The 16,640-nt window shown below is 72.5% G+C and carries 14 protein-coding genes; 11 read left to right on the forward strand and 3 right to left on the reverse strand.

The window, feature by feature from the left end; translation table 11 throughout:
• The first annotated feature begins 475 nt into the window (after nt 1-475).
• Complete coding sequence (locus tag G011_RS0110285) at nt 476-1,441, forward strand: TIGR03557 family F420-dependent LLM class oxidoreductase (protein ID WP_019608389.1); 966 nt, start codon at nt 476-478, stop codon at nt 1,439-1,441.
• A 183-nt stretch (nt 1,442-1,624) separates the two neighbouring features.
• Nucleotides 1,625-2,410, forward strand: a complete 786-nt coding sequence (locus tag G011_RS0110290) for a DUF4253 domain-containing protein (RefSeq protein WP_019608390.1) — start codon at nt 1,625-1,627, stop codon at nt 2,408-2,410.
• A 31-nt stretch (nt 2,411-2,441) separates the two neighbouring features.
• On the opposite strand, the gene G011_RS0110295 is transcribed toward G011_RS0110290, so the two are convergent.
• Nucleotides 2,442-3,110, reverse strand: coding sequence for a restriction endonuclease (locus tag G011_RS0110295; protein ID WP_019608391.1), 669 nt, complete (start codon nt 3,108-3,110; stop codon nt 2,442-2,444).
• A gap of 225 nt (nt 3,111-3,335) precedes the next feature.
• On the opposite strand from G011_RS0110295, the gene G011_RS0110300 reads away from it, so the two are divergent.
• Nucleotides 3,336-4,322, forward strand: coding sequence for a bile acid:sodium symporter family protein (locus G011_RS0110300; protein ID WP_019608392.1), 987 nt, complete (start codon nt 3,336-3,338; stop codon nt 4,320-4,322).
• A gap of 262 nt (nt 4,323-4,584) precedes the next feature.
• Nucleotides 4,585-4,839, forward strand: coding sequence for a hypothetical protein (locus G011_RS0110305; RefSeq protein WP_019608393.1), 255 nt, complete (start codon nt 4,585-4,587; stop codon nt 4,837-4,839).
• A 25-nt stretch (nt 4,840-4,864) separates the two neighbouring features.
• Here the strand turns inward: G011_RS0110305 and G011_RS0110310 are convergent, their stop codons facing one another.
• Both G011_RS0110310 and G011_RS0110315 read right to left on the reverse strand, forming a co-directional pair.
• Nucleotides 4,865-5,356 carry a hypothetical protein gene (locus G011_RS0110310; RefSeq protein WP_019608394.1) on the reverse strand — a complete coding sequence of 164 codons (492 nt, stop codon included), beginning with the start codon at nt 5,354-5,356 and terminating at the stop codon, nt 4,865-4,867.
• Nucleotides 5,357-5,613: 257 nt separating this feature from the next.
• Nucleotides 5,614-6,483 (reverse strand): alpha/beta fold hydrolase, encoded by an 870-nt coding sequence (locus G011_RS0110315; protein ID WP_019608395.1) that lies wholly within the window; start codon nt 6,481-6,483, stop codon nt 5,614-5,616.
• 485 nt (nt 6,484-6,968) lie between these two features.
• On the opposite strand from G011_RS0110315, the gene G011_RS0110320 reads away from it, so the two are divergent.
• From G011_RS0110320 to G011_RS0110350, 7 genes are all read left to right on the forward strand, one after another.
• A complete protein-coding gene (locus tag G011_RS0110320; RefSeq protein ID WP_231391414.1) occupies nt 6,969-7,355 on the forward strand; it encodes a hypothetical protein in 387 nt (128 codons plus the stop codon).
• A gap of 159 nt (nt 7,356-7,514) precedes the next feature.
• Nucleotides 7,515-9,008 carry a hypothetical protein gene (locus G011_RS29675; RefSeq protein ID WP_019608397.1) on the forward strand — a complete coding sequence of 498 codons (1,494 nt, stop codon included), beginning with the start codon at nt 7,515-7,517 and terminating at the stop codon, nt 9,006-9,008.
• Entirely contained in the window at nt 9,005-11,635 is a 2,631-nt protein-coding gene (locus tag G011_RS32380) for a hypothetical protein (protein WP_019608398.1), read from the forward strand. The genes G011_RS29675 and G011_RS32380 overlap by 4 nt, the downstream gene beginning before the upstream one ends.
• A 91-nt stretch (nt 11,636-11,726) precedes the next feature.
• On the forward strand, nt 11,727-12,773 hold the full coding sequence (locus tag G011_RS0110335; RefSeq protein WP_019608399.1) for a zinc-binding dehydrogenase: 1,047 nt from the start codon (nt 11,727-11,729) through the stop codon (nt 12,771-12,773).
• 312 nt (nt 12,774-13,085) lie between these two features.
• A complete protein-coding gene (locus G011_RS0110340) occupies nt 13,086-13,910 on the forward strand; it encodes a peptidoglycan recognition family protein (RefSeq protein WP_019608400.1) in 825 nt (274 codons plus the stop codon).
• 320 nt (nt 13,911-14,230) lie between these two features.
• Nucleotides 14,231-14,611, forward strand: a complete 381-nt coding sequence (locus G011_RS0110345; RefSeq protein ID WP_019608401.1) for an effector-associated constant component EACC1 — start codon at nt 14,231-14,233, stop codon at nt 14,609-14,611.
• Nucleotides 14,608-16,581 (forward strand): caspase, EACC1-associated type, encoded by a 1,974-nt coding sequence (locus tag G011_RS0110350; RefSeq protein WP_019608402.1) that lies wholly within the window; start codon nt 14,608-14,610, stop codon nt 16,579-16,581. Before G011_RS0110345 ends, G011_RS0110350 begins: the two co-directional genes overlap by 4 nt.
• Nucleotides 16,582-16,640 lie beyond the last annotated feature (59 nt).

A 16,640-nucleotide genomic window follows, 5' to 3' on the forward strand; every position in this document is an offset into this window, starting at 1 on the left:
GCGCACGTCCGCGTTCCCGCGACGGACGCCTGTGAGAGCGCCACGGGCCCCACCAGTGCTGGGACGTCGGTACGTGATCGGTGCGCCGACAACGGCACACGTTTTTCGCGCGTCCCGAATTCGCGCGGATTCCGGTTTCGAAGGGAAATTGTGCGGCACGACCCGGGTCTTGCCGCAAGCCCCGGGGTGCGCTATAGATTGATAATGGCAGGAGACGTTTTCCCCTCTCCGTTGCTCTCCGTGATCGCCTGACTGCCTTTCCGTGGGCGGCTCCGCGCTGTGCCCCGCCCGGGCCGGCGGTCACGCGGTCCTGACCCGGCGGCGGGTGTGTCGCAACCTCCCCGCGACCCCGGACGGTAGTTGTATGGGTGCCCTGGGTGAATGGTGTCCGGGGTCCGCAGCCCACCGGTCCGGTCGGGGGCGGGCCCCTGCGGTGCGCGGGTCGGCGCCCGACACCACCGAACAGGGGAGACGCATGCAGATCGGGTACAAACTGGCGGCCGAGGCCTTCGGACCGGAGGAACTCGTCCGGCAGGCGGAGCTGGCCGAGCGCGCCGGGTTCGACTTCGTGGAGATCAGCGACCACTACCACCCCTGGCTGGACAACCAGGGCCACTCACCCTTCGCCTGGACCGTACTCGGCGCCATCGCGACCAGGACCGAGCGGATCGGCCTGGCCACCGGGGTGACCTGCCCGACCGTGCGCTACCACCCGGCGATCATCGCCCAGGCCGCCGCGACCCTGGCCCTGCTCTCGAAGGGCCGCTTCGTCCTCGGCGTCGGCTCCGGGGAGCGGCTCAACGAACACGTCGTCGGCCAGGAGTTCCCCGACGCCGTCCAGGTGCGCCACCACATGCTGCGCGAGGCCCTGGAGATCATCCGCCTCCTGTGGGGCGGCGGCTACCAGTCCTACGAGGGCGAGTACCTGCGGCTGGAGGACGCCCGGGTGTTCGACCTGCCCGAGGAGGCGCCGCTGATCGCCGTCGCCGCCAGCGGCGGGCAGTCGGCCAGACTCGCCGCCGAACACGGAGACGGGCTGTTCGCCACCGAGCCCAAGTCCGCGATCGTGCGGGACTACCGCGACGCCGGGGGAGACGGCCCCCGCTACGCCGAGGTGCCCATGGCCTGGGCCCAGGACGAGCACACCGCCGCGCGGGCGGCCCTGGAGACCTCCCGCTGGGCCCTGACCGGCTGGAAGGTCATGAGCGAGCTGCCCAACCCGGTCAACTTCGCGGCCGCCACCACCACGGTCCGGGAGGAGGACGTGCTGGGGCACTTCGTCTGCGGGCCCGACCCCGAACGCTACGTCGAGGCCGTCCGCAAGTACGTCGACGCGGGCTTCGACCGCCTGGTCATGCAGAACGCCGGGCCCGACCCGGACGGGTTCGTCGACTTCTACCGGCGCGAACTGGACGGACCCCTGCGCGCGCTCGCCACCTGACCGGCCCGTACGCACCGCTCGACCGACCGGGGACGAACCGGGGGCGGTCCGAACCGGTACCGGTCCGCGCGTCGCCGCCGCGTCCGGAGCCGGAGCGGTCACGCCCGCGGCGCCTCGACCGGGAGCGGCGCGGGCCCGCCCACGCCGCCGCGAACCGTCACCGGCGACGCCTACGATCGCGGCATGGACGACCCCCAGAAGACGCTCTCCGTACAGCTTCCGGCCGGACACACGGTGTCCTCGGAGGACGGTACGCCGCTGCTGTGGCTGAGCCACGACTCCGCACCGGCCGGACTGTGGTCCGAGCTCCTGTCCGAGCACCACCGTTCCGGGCTGTGGCCGCTGCTGCTGGAAGGGATGTACGGGGACCCGGTACGGCCCTGGGAGTCCCAGGAGCTGTTCCCCGGCTGGATCTCCTCACCGGGAGACCACGACCCGGCGGAACTGCTCGCCCGGTGGTGGAGACAGCACGCCTCCGGCGAGGAGACCGATCCGGGCAACGATCCGCGGTCGACCACCGCTCCCTACGGAGCGTCGTGGCCCGGCCCGGCCCCCGCCGCGGACGTGCCCGAGGGAGCGCCCGAGCGGACCGCCGCCGAATGCGCCGAACTCCTCGTCGAACACGTGCCGGGGATGCGGATGGGGCTGGTCCCGGCCGCCTCGGGCGCCGAGGCCATCGCCGCCTCCGGGTGGGCGGGGCCGCTCAACTACGACAACGACACCGCCGTGTTCGCGGCCGTCGTGGCCGACTGGGAACGCCGCTTCGGAGCGCGCGTGCTGGGCATGGGGTTCGCGAGCCTCACCCTGGCGGTCGGCGCCCCGCCGACCGACAGCGGGCAGGCGCTGCGCGTGGCGGCCGAGCACTTCGCGTTCTGCCCGGACAACCTCTGGCAGGGTTCCTACCGCGACCTGGGGGCCTACGCCGAGATACTCGTCGACCGTCCGGTCTGGCAGTTCTGGTGGGACTGACCGGGTACCGCGGCCGCCGGGAACGGGGCGGTCACGCCGGAGGCGGTTCGGGCGCGCCCGAACCGCCCATCCACCGCGCCAACCGCTCCCGGTCCACCAGGGTCATGTACCCCTCGCCCTCACGGGCGGCGGCCTCGGTGAAGCCGTTCGAGGCCACGAACACCCCCCGGTACCCCTCGTAACTGGTGGCGAGGACGCCGAGGAAGGCGCGGACCTCGTTCGGGGGCACCGGGCTGTTCCACCGCTTGCACTGCACCACCACGGCCTGCCCGTCCGGCGCCCGGCCCAGCACGTCCACCCCTCCGTCGTCGGCCCCGCCGACCACCGTCACGGCGGTGTAGCCGTGCGTGCGCATCAGCCCCGCCACGTGCTCCTCGAACTCCACACCGGTCATCCGGTCGACCTCCGACAGGTCGACCCGCGCCACCCGCCACTTCTCCCGGGCCAGGCGCAGCCGCATGCGGCACCACCACAGCAGGGCCGCCACCCCCAGCGCCGCCACCGCCCACAGCAGCGGCCGCGCCGAACTCTGGGCCACCCACGCGCCGACCATCAGCGCCACGACCAGGCCCAGCACGAGGGCGTACCGGTGGCGCCACACGAACCGCCACTCCCGGGGGCCTCTCCGGCCCTCGCCGGGATACGTCCTGTCGGGGTACGTCCTGTCTTCGGCCGCGTCGTCCGGGGAGATGTCGGTCATGGACTGCCTCTTCCCCGTCCGGGCGGTTCGTCACCCGCCCCGGTGGCGGCGCCCTGTGGGGAACCCCACGACGCGGAGCCGTTTCCGGTCCGGGACCCGCCCTGACCACCGCTCGCACGGAACGCGGGGACTACCATGGCCGCGCGGCGGCCGACCCTCTCGGCGGCGACCGTCCGGGGAGCGGTGCTCCGCCGCCCCCGGATACCCACGGGAAGTAGTCCTTCGATGTCAGTTCTCACGCGCGTCGCCGACTTCGTCGGCAGGTGGTTCGCCCTGCTGGTCCTCGCCGGAGGGATCGTGGGCCTGGCCGCCCCCGGGCAGGCCGCCCTCCTCGCCCCCTACATCTCCCTGCTGCTCGGGGTGATCATGTTCGGGATGGGGCTCACCATGCGCCCCGTGGACTTCGCGATCGTGGCCAGACATCCCAAGGCCGTCATCCTCGGCGTCCTGGCCCAGTACACGGTCATGCCGCTGCTGGGCTGGGGGATCGCCCACGTCCTCAACCTGCCGCCGCTGCTCGTGGTGGGCATGATCCTGGTCGGCTCCGCCCCCGGCGGCACCGCCTCCAACGTCATCGTCTACCTCGCCCGCGGCGACGTGGCCCTGTCGGTGGCGATGACCTCGATCTCCACCCTGCTCGCCCCGGTGCTGACCCCGCTCCTGGTCCTGGCCCTGGCCGGTTCCACCCTGCCCGTCGCCGCCGGCGACCTGTTCGTCTCCATCCTCCAGGTCGTCCTGGTCCCGGTCCTGGCCGGACTGCTGCTGCGCATGGCCGCGCGCCGGTTCGTGGAGAGGGTCCTGCCCGTCCTGCCGCTGGTGTCCGTCCTCGGCATCGTCGTCGTGGTCGCCGCGGTGGTGGGCGCCAACGCCGACGCCGTGCTCTCCTCCGGCCTCCTGGTCGCCCTGGCCGTGGTGCTGCACAACTCCCTGGGCCTGACGCTCGGCTACCTGGTCGGCGTGGTCACCAAGCTGCCCGAGACCGCCCGCCGCGCGGTCAGCGTCGAGGTGGGGATGCAGAACTCCGGGCTCGCCGCGGCCCTGGCGACCGCCCACTTCGCCCCGCTCGCCGCCCTGCCCGGCGCCCTGTTCTCGGTCTGGCACAACATCTCCGGCGCGCTCGTGGCCACCTACTGGGCCCGCCGCCCGCCCGCGGACGCCCCGGCCGAGTTCGAGCCGACGGGGAGCGGCATGGAGGGCTCGACCGGGGGCTGAGCCCGCACCCCGCCTGTTCCCGCTCCGCCCGCGCCCGCTCCGCCCGCGCCCGCTCCGCCCGCGCCCGCTCCGGGCGCGCCACGCTGCGGGCCGCGGCGAGCGCCACCCCGGCTCGTCCCGGGACCGTGTGTTCCCGCCTCACCGACCGAACCGGTTACCCGGGCACAACACGGTTCACACGTGCAGTCCCTGGCCTGAACCGGACACCTCTCTTTGCGTGATCGGATCACCACACAAGGCGACGGCTGTCAGGCTGGTGCCCATGCCCGAGCGACACCGTCGGTTCCTGCGCCCCTGCTCCGGACTCCTCGCACTCGCCCTCACCGCCGCGCTGGGAAACCCCCACGTACTCCTCGCGCCGTGCGCCCCTCCCGCGCACACCACGCCCGTCACCGCCCCCGCCGCGGAGGCCGACCCGCGCCGCAAGGCCCTCCGCGACCGCGTGCGCGGCCGCTGCCCGCGCCCCCGCAGGCCCGAACGCGGGATCATCCCGCACCCCCGCTGCTCCTACGACTGACACCCGCGCCCCTTTCACAGGGGTCTCACGGTTTCGGGGGCGCGCCCCGGCGGCGCCGCAGCCACGCCCTCCTCAGAAGCGCGGTGCCCAGGGCCGACGCGCCCTGGGCGAACACCAGACCCAGTCCGAGGAAGAAGAGGTTGACGAGGACGAACACGAGGACCGATATGGCGACGCCGCTCCCGAACCCCGTGTCCGCGTAGGCGCGGTCCCGCTCCGCGGTCAGTATCCAGGACGGCTCGCCGGGGACGAGGCGGGCCGCCTCCACGCGCCCCGCCCCACAGGGTCCCGACAGGTACAGGTGGACGCCGGTCCGCACGGGGCCGCCGTCCGCGGAACGGAAGACACCCAGGCACAGCGAGCCTCCCTCCGAGAGGGGCACCGACTCGGTGACCTCAAGGACGCCCTCCTGACCGGTCCAGCCGTAGGCGGCTCCCAGAGCCCGCAGCTCATGGCCTGAGAACCGAACCGACAGCGGGATGAGCACGCAGGCCAGCGCCGCGCTGGCCAGGAACACGACGAACGCCTTCCCCGGTGACAGAAGTCCGATGTCTCCTGCCCAAGCCCTCCGCCAGCCCATGCGCCCCTCCCCGCCGCCTCCGGTCCGCCGGGACACGGCCACCCCTTCGGACGCGCGGGGCGGGCGTCGGGTTCGCCCGCGCCGCAGGGCTTCTACGCCCGTGCCGCAGGGTTTCCTCGCCCCTGCCGCACGGCTCGACGCCGACCCGCCCCGCGCCGACCCGCCCCGCGCCGGACCGGATCCGGCGCCGGGCCTCAGGCACCCTCCGTCAGGACACGGCGCAGGACGGCGGCGAAGGCGTCGGGTTCGCCCTCCATGCCGAACTCGCCGCCGAGGAAACCGGCGTGGTGGCTGGGGAAGGTGACGACCGACGTTCCGAGCCGCTCGGCCACGGCCCCGGCCGCCCGGTTGCACAGCTCACCCCCGCTTTCGGCCCCGGCGCCGACGACGACGCGCGTCGACGCCGCGCGCAGCCGGTCGACGTCGTGCTGGAAGTGGGTGCACGGGATGAGCTGCCCGAGCATCGGGTCGTCGCGGGAACCGTCGTCCTCGGCGGGCAGACCGAAGTCGGCGGGGTTCGGAGCGGGCCGGTCGGTGAAGTCGGCCGGAAGCGGCCCCTTGTGGTTGATGAGCGTGAGGAACTTCGCCATCGCGGGGCCCAGGCCGTCGCGTTCGTACGTTCGGCGGATGTCCACGCTCGCGGCCAGTGCCCGTTCCCGGTCCGGCAGCATCTGGACGGCGGGCGGTTCGTGCGCCACGAGGGTGCGTACCTGCTCCGGATGCCGGGCCACCAGGGCCAGGGCGTTGACGGCGCCGCCGCTGCTGGCGAAGAGGTCCACCGGCCCGGCGCCGAGGGCCGAGACCAGCCGGTGCAGGTCGTCCGCGTGCTCCTCGGGTGTGCCCCCGGCCCCGCCGTCGGCGCGCTCGCTGCGCCCGACCCCGCGGGGATCGTAGGTCACGACCGTGCGGTCGGTGAAGTGCCGGGCCAGGGTGGTGAACCCGCTGGCGTCCATCGGAGAGCCGATCAGCAGCAGGACGGGCGATCCGGCTGACGAGCCGCTCCGAACGTCGTAGCGCAGAACGGCGCCCGGCACGTCCAGGGTGTGCGTCTTCGTCTCTGTCATCAGGTGTCCTCTCCGAGAACGCTGTCGTCTCCTGCCCATAGTGACCGTCCGGAGTGACAGAACTCATCGGCCCGCGTTCAGGCCCGGCTGAGATGTACAGAGAACGCCATTCGTGTCCGTCGCGTTCTCCCTGCGCATCCCCGAACACGCCGGGCAGCATGAGCGCGAGTGCGAAACCTCCGGCACGCTCCGTGCCGGTCGGCCTGTCCAGAGGTAGCACCGGTACGGCGTTCCGGGAACAGGGACAACCGCCTCACGGACGGGAGCTTCGATGGCGACCAGCCGCTGCGACGAGGGGGAAGACGAGACCTCTCCGTGGAACCGGTGCCCGGTTACAAGGCTTGTCCCGGCACAGGCGAGAGGGGCGGATTCGCGTCTGCCGGTCGCACCGTTACTCCGGGCGATGAATCCGATCACCCGGCAACGGTCGCAGGTCGAGTCTCCCGTGCACCGCGATGTCGTAGGAGCACCGTAGGTTGCCGGTCATGAGCTCTGGACTGATGGCCTACAGCGTGGACCTCGACAGGATCTCCTCCGAGTACACCCGGGGGGAGTGCGAACTCCACGGGACCTTCCTCGACAACCGCCCCTTCTGCCCGGTGTACCACTGGTGGTTCGAGGAGGTGGACGCCGTCCTGCGGAAGCTGGGCGTCACCGCGGTGAGGATGGACGACCTGTGGATGGGTGAGGAGTCCGGGGAGGAGTGGAGCAAGGACGCGGTTCGCACGGCGGCCTCGCAGGCGGCCCGGGTGACCACCGAACAGGTCGACGCCCTGGACGACCACTCCATGCGCGAGTCCGTGCACACCGTCCTGGGGTGGGTTCGTACGGCGGCCGAACGGAACCACGGAATCGTCGGCTTCTACCACTGAGGGCCCCGCCAGCGGTCCCGCGGCCCTTGAACCACCCCTTTAGACTCGGCCAGCACCCCCTGTTCCCCCGTATGAGAGGCCTTCGTGCCAGCGACCGTCACAGGCCCGGTCTGGGCCGGCAGAGGACTGGACCAACGAGGCGGGATCGACCCGCTCCGGGTGGCCCGTCCCGTTCTGGACACCGTGGACCGGCTGCTTCCGGGAGTCTCCACGCTGACCCACTTCGCCCGCCCCTACGCGTTCTACGCGGCTCTGGCCGAGCACTGCGAACGTGTGGACGCCGACGAGGAACAGCGGATCCTGCTCCTGCGTCGGGGCGAGGTACTGATGGCGGCCGTCACGGCGGCCTGCGAGGACGCCGGGCACGTCCAGGACCGCGTTGCCGGGGGCAAACCGCACGGCACAGACGGGGTCCGGCCGCACCTGGGCGACGACGGGCTGGACCTGGCCGCCTGCGCGGCGGCCCACAGTGCCGAGGCGCCGATCCGCAGCTACTCGCCGCGCAGGCTCGGGTTCTGGTCCGACTACCGGGGCCCGTGCCTGTCCCTGGGAGTGGCCGCCGGGGGCGACGCCCTCCCCATGCCCGGGCGGCACGCGTGCCCCGAACCAATCCGTGAGGTGTTCGCCCCGCTGTTCGAGGCGACCGCGCACGACCACCTGTCCCGTGACCGCCTGGTCGCGCTGGCCGAGGTGGGGGCGCACCACCTCACCGAAGCCGAGGTCCCGTGGCTGGCGGGCCTGTTCACCGCCTCCGAACAGGGAGTCCACGACCCCGACTCCTGGGAGCACGAGGATCTGCACCGGCGCGCCGCCCTGCGGATCCTGGGACGTACCGCCGCGCTCTACCGCGTGCGCACGGACTGGTCCTGGGAGTGGGACTGGGAGCGGGCCTTTCGCGCCGCCGTCGCCTACGGGGACACCGCGGTGGCCGATCCGGTCCTGGGCGCCCACCCCCAGGTCCTGGGCTGGCGCGGGACCCTGTTGCGCCGGTTCTCGGTGGGGGCCTGGCGGCGGCTGTGGTCGTTCGTGACCGGTTGCATGAACGACGGGGACTCCGGGTCGGGCTCGACCGAGGACGAACTCCGTGACCGGGTGGCGTCGCTGATGCCGGACACGAGTGTGCGGGCGTTCGCGCGGGACCTGGCCGACACCACCGGGGGCGGGCATCCGGTCGCCGCCGAGGAGGGCCTCCTCGACACCGGCGACGGGGACGAACCGCGGCTCAACGTGGAGTTGCTGCTGTTGGGCGCGCGCAGAGCCGGGGAGCTGGAGGGGGACGTCCACCGGGCCTTCCTGGGGCAGGCCAAGGAGTTCCTGAACCCCCTGTGGGTGGCCCAGCGCCGGGACGACCTGTGGGACCGGCCCGTCGCCGAGTTCGCCGCCGGGCTGGTCTCGGACATGCTCCACCAGTCCCAGAGGGTCGCCCGGGAGAAGACGAGGATCGGGGACGACGGCAGGATCACCGTGTTCTCCAAGGTCCACGAGCGCAACGGCAGGTACTACAGCACCGGCGACGAGGGGCGGGGTGAACCGGCCACACGAATCAACGAGATGGCCGGTCTGGCCCTGCAACTGGGGCTGATCAGTGAGGACCGGGGACCCGCCGGAGCCCTGACCGACACCGGTGCGAGCCTGCTGGAGGTGGCCGGATGAGCCTGTACTCCCCGCTGAGCCTGCTCCACGAGTGGAATGAGCGCACCGACCGCGCTCCGCTGCGCGAGTTCCTGCTCACCGGATTCACCATGGACCTGCCCTTCCTGGAACGCGCCGCGGTACCCATGGCCCGCGGCCTGGGCGCGGCCGTCACCCTGGTCGGCGACGCCGCCCAGAGCAGGCACGACCCCGTGGACGTGCGCAGGGCCGGACGCGACTACACGCACGCCCTGGCCTCCTGCGGGGGTTCGGCCTTCCACCCCAAGCTGGCGCTGCTGCTCGGCGACCACGAGGTGGTGGCGGCGATCGGCTCGGGCAACCCGACCCTGGCCGGGTGGGGGCACAACGACGAGCTGTGGACGGTGCTGCGCGGCGGCCCCGACGGGATGCCCTGGGAGCTGACCGAACTGGCCGCGTGGTTGCGCGGGTGCGCCGGATCGGACGCCGTGCGCCTTCCCGGGTACCTGGGGGACCGGTTGACGGAGGTGGCCGGTCAACTGGAGGAGTTGCTGTTGTCCGGCCAACCGGACGAGACCGGGGCCCGGGTGGTGCACAACCTCGACCTGGAGCTGATCGCACAGTTGGACGCGGGTCCAGTGGACGAGTTGTGCCTGTACGCGCCGTTCGTCGACCCCGGCGCCCGCGCGCTGCGGGCCCTGGTGGAGCGGCTTGACCCGGTCCGGGTGGTGTTGGGGGTGCAGGAGTCCTCAGGCAGTTACGACGGTGACGCCCTCGCTCGGGCGCTCGCCGGTACCGACGCCGAGCTCCGCCTCTTGGAGGAGAAGGTGCCCCGACACGGCAAGCTCGTGGAGTGGTCGGTGGGGGAGGGGCGGTGGGCGCTCACCGGCAGCGCCAACCTCACCGGGGCGGCGCTGTTGCGCTCCGCCCGCGCGGGCGGCAACTGTGAGCTGGGCACGATCGTCCCGGTCGGCGCCTCCCTGATGCCCGAGGCCACGGCTCTTCCCGTCTCCCGGCTGGCGGGGGTCAACACCATCGGGCGGTTCGAGCGTGGACACGCTCCCGGCGTGCCCGTGCCGCTGGGCGCCCTCCTGAAGGGGAAGGGCCTGGTGGTGACCCTGGCCGACGCCCACTCCGTGGACGTCGTGGTCGAGTCCTCCCGGCACGGTTCCCCCGGGACCTGGGAGGACGTGGGCACGATCCGGGCCGGTGAGGTGGAGGGAACCTTCGCCACCTGGGGCGGGGGCGGGCTGGTGGTACGGGTGCGTGTACCCGACGGCAGAACCTCCGCACCGGTGTTCACCGTCGATCCGAGGGCGTGCGCACGGCCGACCGGGACGGACACCGGGCCGCGGATGCGCCGTGCCCACACCGAGGAGTCGCTCCTCGACGGCGAATCGGAGCGGGAGTTCCAGCGGGACGTCCTGCGCCTGGCGGAGGAGTTGGCCGCGCACGGCCTGGCCGACACGGCGACCCGGGAAACGGCGGCCGCCGAGGACCGTTCCGGCACCGTTGGGGCCTCGGCCGTAGACCGGTGGACGGAGTACCTCGAAGACTGCGAGAGGACCTTCGGTGTCCCGCTGACGGTGAGTATGTTCGGCCGCCGGACCCCTGCCGCGAGCCCGGACGGCTCGAAGGCGGGGGAGGAGCGCTGGAACCTGGCCGGGGCCGGGGAGGAGGACGAGGAGGGCGTCCAGGAGGAGGCCCCGCTGGCCGTACAGGAGGAGCGGGCGCGCGGGAAAGGCCTGACGGAGCAGGAGAAGCGGAGCTGGCGCGGATGGACCGGGCGCGCGGTGAACGCCTGTGCCCCCGATGGGGGTGCTCCCGTGCCGCCCCTTCCTGTGCGGCTCCTGGTGACCCGTGTGGTGGTCCGTCTGCTCGGCGCGGGTGTCTGGAACGGCAGGGACGAGTCCTGGCGTCCCGAGCTGGCCCGGCTGGCCCTCGGCCTGGTCCGCGAGGAGGAGGCGATCCCCGACCAGGCCCTCGAACAGGCCTGTCTGGTGACCGCCGTGTGTGCCGGGCTGCTGTTGGAGGACGTCCCGCTCAATGCGGACACCTCGAAATCCCAGGATGCCCGCACCACCTGGTCCCGGTTGCGCGAGCGGGTCGCCCTGGCAGACTCCGAACTCGACTCGGGGCTGTTCCTCGCCCCCGATGCGCCCCATGCCCGTGTGCTCGGTCCGGCCGGGCTCGAACGGGTCATACGGCTGGCTCGGGAGGACGACCCCCTGGTCCACGTGCGCGAGGAACTGCTGGAGACGTCGGGCTGGACCCTGGAGACCGACTCCGGGGTGCACCGGGTCCACGGGGACTTCACCAACCCGGTTCCGGTGGCGGCCCGGGTCGCCGAGATCCTGGAGGAGCACGTCGGGCCGGTGATCGTGCACGCCAAAGGCCCCAAGGCGTGGGCCCTGCTGGTGTGGAGCAGGCCGAGGATGCTGCTCGCCTCCCGCCCGAGGGGGAGCGCCTGGCGGCTGTACCGTGTCGACCAGCCCGCCACTCCCTCCTCCCGCCTGGGCGGCGAGGGCCTGTCGCGGGTGGGTCTCCTGCGCACCAGCGCGCCGCTGCACCGGGCTCCGCACCCGGACGTGAGCGCCTTTCTGGAGGGCCTCGGCACCGATCACATCGCCCTGCTGGAGAAGGTGGGCTTCCTCCACGAACCGCTCTGAACCGAAGCGGGGCTGCGTGCTGCCGCACCCGAACGCCACCAAGCACGGTCCGTGTTGGAACGGTGTTGTGTGAGGATGCCACGATGGACGCATGGGACAGATGAGAGCGGTCGTGCTCACCGCGCACGGCGGACCGGAGGTACTGCACGCACGGAGTGACTGGCCCCGACCCGTACCCCGTGTCGGCGAGGTGCTGGTCCGGGTCCTGGCGGCGGCGGTCAACAACACCGACGTCTGGACACGGGAGGGGGCCTACGGCCTGCCCGGCGACCCCGACGCACGGGCCGGTTGGCGCGGCCCCCTCCGTTTCCCGCGCGTGCAGGGCGGTGACGTCTGCGGTGTGATCGCCGAGGTGGGCGCGGGCGTCGACGCCGACCGGGTGGGCCAGCGCGTCCTGGTGGACCCGGCCCTGTACCGCGACCACACGCGCGACGCGCCGCCGGTGGGACTGCTCGGCAGCGAGGCCGACGGCGGCTTCGCCGAGTTCGTGGCCGTGGCCGCCGAGCAGGCCCACGACGTGACCGGTTCGCCGCTGTCCGACGAACAGCTGGCCGCCCTCCCGGTGGCCTACGGCACCGCCATGGGCATGCTGGAACGCGCGCACGTCACCGCCGGTGAGACCGTCGTGGTCACCGGCGCCTCCGGCGGTGTCGGCCTGGCCCTGGTACAGCTCGCCGGGGCGCGGGGCGCGAACGTCATCGCGGTCACCAGCGGAGACAAGGCCGCCGAGGTGCTCGCCGCCGGGGCCTCGCACACCGTCGACCGAGGCGGCGACCTCGCCGAGCAGATCGACCGGTGCGCTCCCGGAGGCGTTGACGCGGTCGCCGACGTGGTCGGCGGTCCGCTGGTCTCCCAGCTCATGCCGCTGGTCCGTGACGACGGGCGGTGGGTCGTGGCCGGGGCGGTCGCCGGACCGGTCGTCGAGTTCGACCTGCGTCGGCTGTACCTGCACAACATCAGCCTCATCGGCTCGTCGATGCACACCCGCGAGCACTTCGCCGCGCTGTTGCGCGCGGCGCGAGGCGGCACGGTCCAGCCCGTGATCGCGGCCCGGTACGCGCTGGACGACCTGGCCACGGCCCAGGAGCAGTTCACGCGCCACCAGCACGTCGGAAAGATCGTCGTCACGATCGACTGAGCCCGAGGGTGTCGAAGCCGGACGTCCTCGCCAGCCCGCCCCCGTAGCGGCTGTCGGCTGCTCCGGTCTCCCGTTCGTCGAAATGCCGACGCCTCCTGGCCGCGCCGGGCGGGAAAGAAGAAAGGCGGGAATCCCCCTCCCGCCTTTCCCGTCGCTCATACAACATCGAACGGAATCCGGCCACCGGGTCTGTGGGTTGCCTTTCTGGCCGGAAGCGGTCACAGAAATACCCGATGTGACCCTTTGCGCACCGTGGGGTCCATGTTTTTTCATGAACGGGCAAGTAACCCCCGCTACCCCCTGAGGATCCCCATGACCAACACCCACAGGTCAGGTCCGGACAGGCGCGACATCCTGCGCGCGGCCACCATCGCCTCAGCCACCGCCGTCCTCGGTGCGGTCGGCGCCACAAGCGCCTTCGCCCGACCGGTCGACACGAGCGCCGCCGTCCAGGCGGCCCAGCCCTACCTGTACTGGCGGGGCGCCTGGGGCGCACGCCCGCCGAGCAGCCCCATCCAGGTCCTGGCCGCCGCGCCCCGCTACATCGTGGTCCACCACACCGCGACGCCCAACAGCACGAACTACTCGCTCGACCACGCCCTGAACCTGTCCAGGTCGATCCAGAACCACCACATGGACACCAACGGGTGGAGCGACACCGGCCAGCAGCTCACCATCAGCCGCGGCGGCTACGTCATGGAGGGCCGCGACCGCACCCCGGAGGCCATCGCGGCGGGCGACCACGTCGTGGGCGCCCACGTGGCCAACCACAACAACACCTGCATCGGCATCGAGAACGAGGGCCTGTACACGAGCGTGGGCCCGACCGCGGCCCTGACCGACGCGCTGGTGCAGACTCTGGCGTGGCTGTGCGGCGCCTACGGGCTCAACCCCCACGGCGCCATCCTGGGCCACCGCGACTTCAACGCCACCGCCTGCCCCGGCGACGTGCTGTACTCCAGGCTTCCCGAGCTGCGCGACAGGGCCGCCCAGACGATGCGGGCCCAGGGCATCGCCATCGCCGCCCGCCAGGAGCCGGGCGAGGACGGCCCCACCTACCCGCCCGTGCCCGACGACGAGCCGGACCGCCTGTTCTACCACGGTCCCGCCCGGGGCCCGGACGACTTCTCCCGCTAGGCGCACACGGCCCGCCGAGTTCCGTGGAACCGGCCGCCACTCCTGTCCGGCGGACACCGAGCCCCCGTGTCCGCTCGTCCCCGCAGGAGCGGGGAGCCCCGGGCGGCGAGCCCGGACACGCGCGCCCGGCCGCTGCCCGCGGCGCCCGGAGCGCCACCGCCCGGAGCGCCGGGAATCCTGACGAATCCCGGACACCGGGAGCGGGGAACCGGCATCCTTGTGGGTGGCGTCGGCCCCCGGTTCCGGGGCTGCGCACCCGCCCCCGGGTGCGAGCCGGCTCCAGGCGGCGATGCGGGCCTTCGATGTCATGAGGTTGCGAGATGAACGTTCAACTGTCGGTGCACGGACCCACCAGTGACGCCGAGTTCAGGTCCCTGTACCGGTGGCTGAGGGGCGAGGCCGGGCACCTGCGCGCCGCGGGCGTCACCATGGAGCACACGGGCGGATCTCTCGACGAGCCCGACGTCATGGGCGGCGCCTTCGAGGTCGTCCAGTTCGTCTGCGACTTCGGAGCCCAGTACGGCGCGCTCGCCGTGGCCATCGCGTCCTGGCGGCGCGCGCACCCGGCCCGTTCCTCGTTCACCTTCGAGCGCGACGGTGTCAAGATCACCCTCACCGAAGCCGAACTCGACGACCTGCCCACGGTGCTGCGCGCCCTGGAGGAACTCCGGGACGCGGACGAGCCGGAGGACGGGGAGTGACGGAGCAGGCCGCGTCGAGGCCGTCCGACGGGGTGCGGACGGACACCGCGGGCGGTGGGCGGGGCCGGTTGGACCCCGCCCGCTCGGCCTGTGTCCTGATCGGGGTCGACGCCTACCAGAACCTGCCGGACCTGCGTTCGGTGCCGCGGAACCTGAAGGATCTGGACCGGGCACTGGCGGACACCGACCTCTGGGGCGTTCCCGAGGACCGGCGCTGGGTGGTGCGCAACCCCTCCCTGCCGGGCGAGTTGACCGGGCCGATCTACGACGCCGCGGACAAGGCCGAGGACACCCTGCTCGTCTACTACGCCGGGCACGGCCTCCTGGAGATCCGCGACGACCAGCTCTACCTGACGCTCTCCAGTTCGGTGCGCGACCGCAGCGAGACCTCGCTCGCCTACGGTGTGCTGCGCGACATCCTCAGGGAGTCCAGGAAGAGCGTCAAGCGGCAGATCGTGATCCTCGACTGCTGTTACAGCGGCAGGGCGCTCGACGGAGTGATGACCGGGAACGGGGCGACGGTCCCGGACAAGCAGCAGATCGAGATCGAGGGCTCCTACGTCCTGACCTCCACCACCGGGAGCGGCCAGGCCAAGGCCCCTCCGGAGGCGAGGCACACCGCCTTCACCGGTGAGCTCATCGATATCCTGACCAGCGGCGACCCAGGGAACAAGCAGCAGGAACTGCTCACCCTCAACCAGATCTACCGCCTGCTGAGGACGAGGCTCGCCGACAAGGGCCTCCCGGAACCGCAGCGGATGGACCGGAACGGCGTCGGCGACCTGCTCTTCGTACGCAACCGGCAGGGTCCGCGTCCCCCCGCGCCGGTCCCCGCGGCGCTGCCGCGCCGCACGATGGCCTCCCTGGCCACCGCGACCCTGGTCCCCGGCCTCCTCCTCGGAGGGCTGGGCGGCTACCAGCTCCGCGAGTGGACGGACCCGCGCTTCGGCACCGCACCGTTTCCCGGCCCCTGCGACACGCACGGCCGGGCGCGGCTCCTCGACGTCTCCGACCAGCTCGACCAGCCGCCCGAGAACGAACACCTGGGGAGCCCGGTCGAGGGCCTGTCCGCCCTCACCGGCAACGGCTCCGAGGCCCTCGTGATCCGCGACAACGAGCCCGCGCAGTTCTTCACCCTCGGGCTCGGCGCCCCCGATTCCCTGGCCCCCACCGTCACGGGAATGCAGGTCCTCTACGCTCCGGACGGTGAGTCCTTCGACGCGTTCGACGGCGAGGGGCTGGTCGTGGAGAACGGCGGTGAGAGCATCCTGGTCGCGGCCGAGCACGAACCGTCCATCCGCCGTTTCGGGACCGCCGACGGCGGGCAGATCGGGGACCCCCTACCGCTGCCGGAGGCCTTCCTCCCGGCCCCGCTCGGCGAGGCGCAGCCCGGACGCAACCTCGAATCCCTGACCGCCACCCCGGACGGCGCCCACCTGTTCGCGGGTATGGAGGGCCCGCTCTTCGGCGACGCGGACGTGCACGGCCGCCACCAGCTGCGTATCCAGCGCTACCGGGGCGAACCCGGAGGCGCCTACGCACTCGACCGCCAGTACGGGTACCAGACGGAGGTGGGCCTCTACCTCGCGGAGCTGGCGGCGATCGACGAGAACCACCTGCTCGCCCTCGAACGCGGTTACCTCGGCGGGCTCGGCAACGCCATCCGCGTGTACGAGGTGAACCTCGGCGCCGCCCAGGACGTGACCGGCAGGACGCTCAGCAGGAACGCCGGTGACCTCCTGGCCCACAAGGAACTCCTGTTCGACATGGCGGACTGCCCTGAGGGCGACATCGTCTCCGACGAGACCCAGCAGAACCAGATCCTGGCCAACGTCGAGGGCATGGCCCTCGGTCCCGTGATGAGTGAGGCCCCCTACGAGGGCCGCCGCGTGCTGTACCTGGTCTCCGACGACAACGGGCGCCACACCCAGGCGACCCGGCTCTACTCGCTCGCGGTCGACCTGGGCTGATCCGGGAGCGGCGGGGCGCCGACGCCACCGGAGGGGCGTACACGGCCCGAAGGAGCCGG

The sequence above is a fragment of the Nocardiopsis sp. CNS-639 genome (assembly GCF_000381685.1).
Classification (GTDB): domain Bacteria; phylum Actinomycetota; class Actinomycetes; order Streptosporangiales; family Streptosporangiaceae; genus Nocardiopsis; species Nocardiopsis dassonvillei.

Coding starts and splice junctions, on each gene's coding strand:
- G011_RS0110335 (WP_019608399.1), top strand. CDS start 11,727: ATGGGACAGATGAGAGCGGTCGTGCTCACCGCGCACGGCGGACCGGAG.
- G011_RS0110295 (WP_019608391.1), bottom strand. CDS start 3,110: ATGACCGACATCTCCCCGGACGACGCGGCCGAAGACAGGACGTACCCC.
- G011_RS0110300 (WP_019608392.1), top strand. CDS start 3,336: ATGTCAGTTCTCACGCGCGTCGCCGACTTCGTCGGCAGGTGGTTCGCC.
- G011_RS0110320 (WP_231391414.1), top strand. CDS start 6,969: ATGAGCTCTGGACTGATGGCCTACAGCGTGGACCTCGACAGGATCTCC.
- G011_RS32380 (WP_019608398.1), top strand. CDS start 9,005: ATGAGCCTGTACTCCCCGCTGAGCCTGCTCCACGAGTGGAATGAGCGC.
- G011_RS0110290 (WP_019608390.1), top strand. CDS start 1,625: ATGGACGACCCCCAGAAGACGCTCTCCGTACAGCTTCCGGCCGGACAC.
- G011_RS0110345 (WP_019608401.1), top strand. CDS start 14,231: ATGAACGTTCAACTGTCGGTGCACGGACCCACCAGTGACGCCGAGTTC.
- G011_RS0110315 (WP_019608395.1), bottom strand. CDS start 6,483: ATGACAGAGACGAAGACGCACACCCTGGACGTGCCGGGCGCCGTTCTG.
- G011_RS0110305 (WP_019608393.1), top strand. CDS start 4,585: ATGCCCGAGCGACACCGTCGGTTCCTGCGCCCCTGCTCCGGACTCCTC.
- G011_RS0110285 (WP_019608389.1), top strand. CDS start 476: ATGCAGATCGGGTACAAACTGGCGGCCGAGGCCTTCGGACCGGAGGAA.
- G011_RS0110340 (WP_019608400.1), top strand. CDS start 13,086: ATGACCAACACCCACAGGTCAGGTCCGGACAGGCGCGACATCCTGCGC.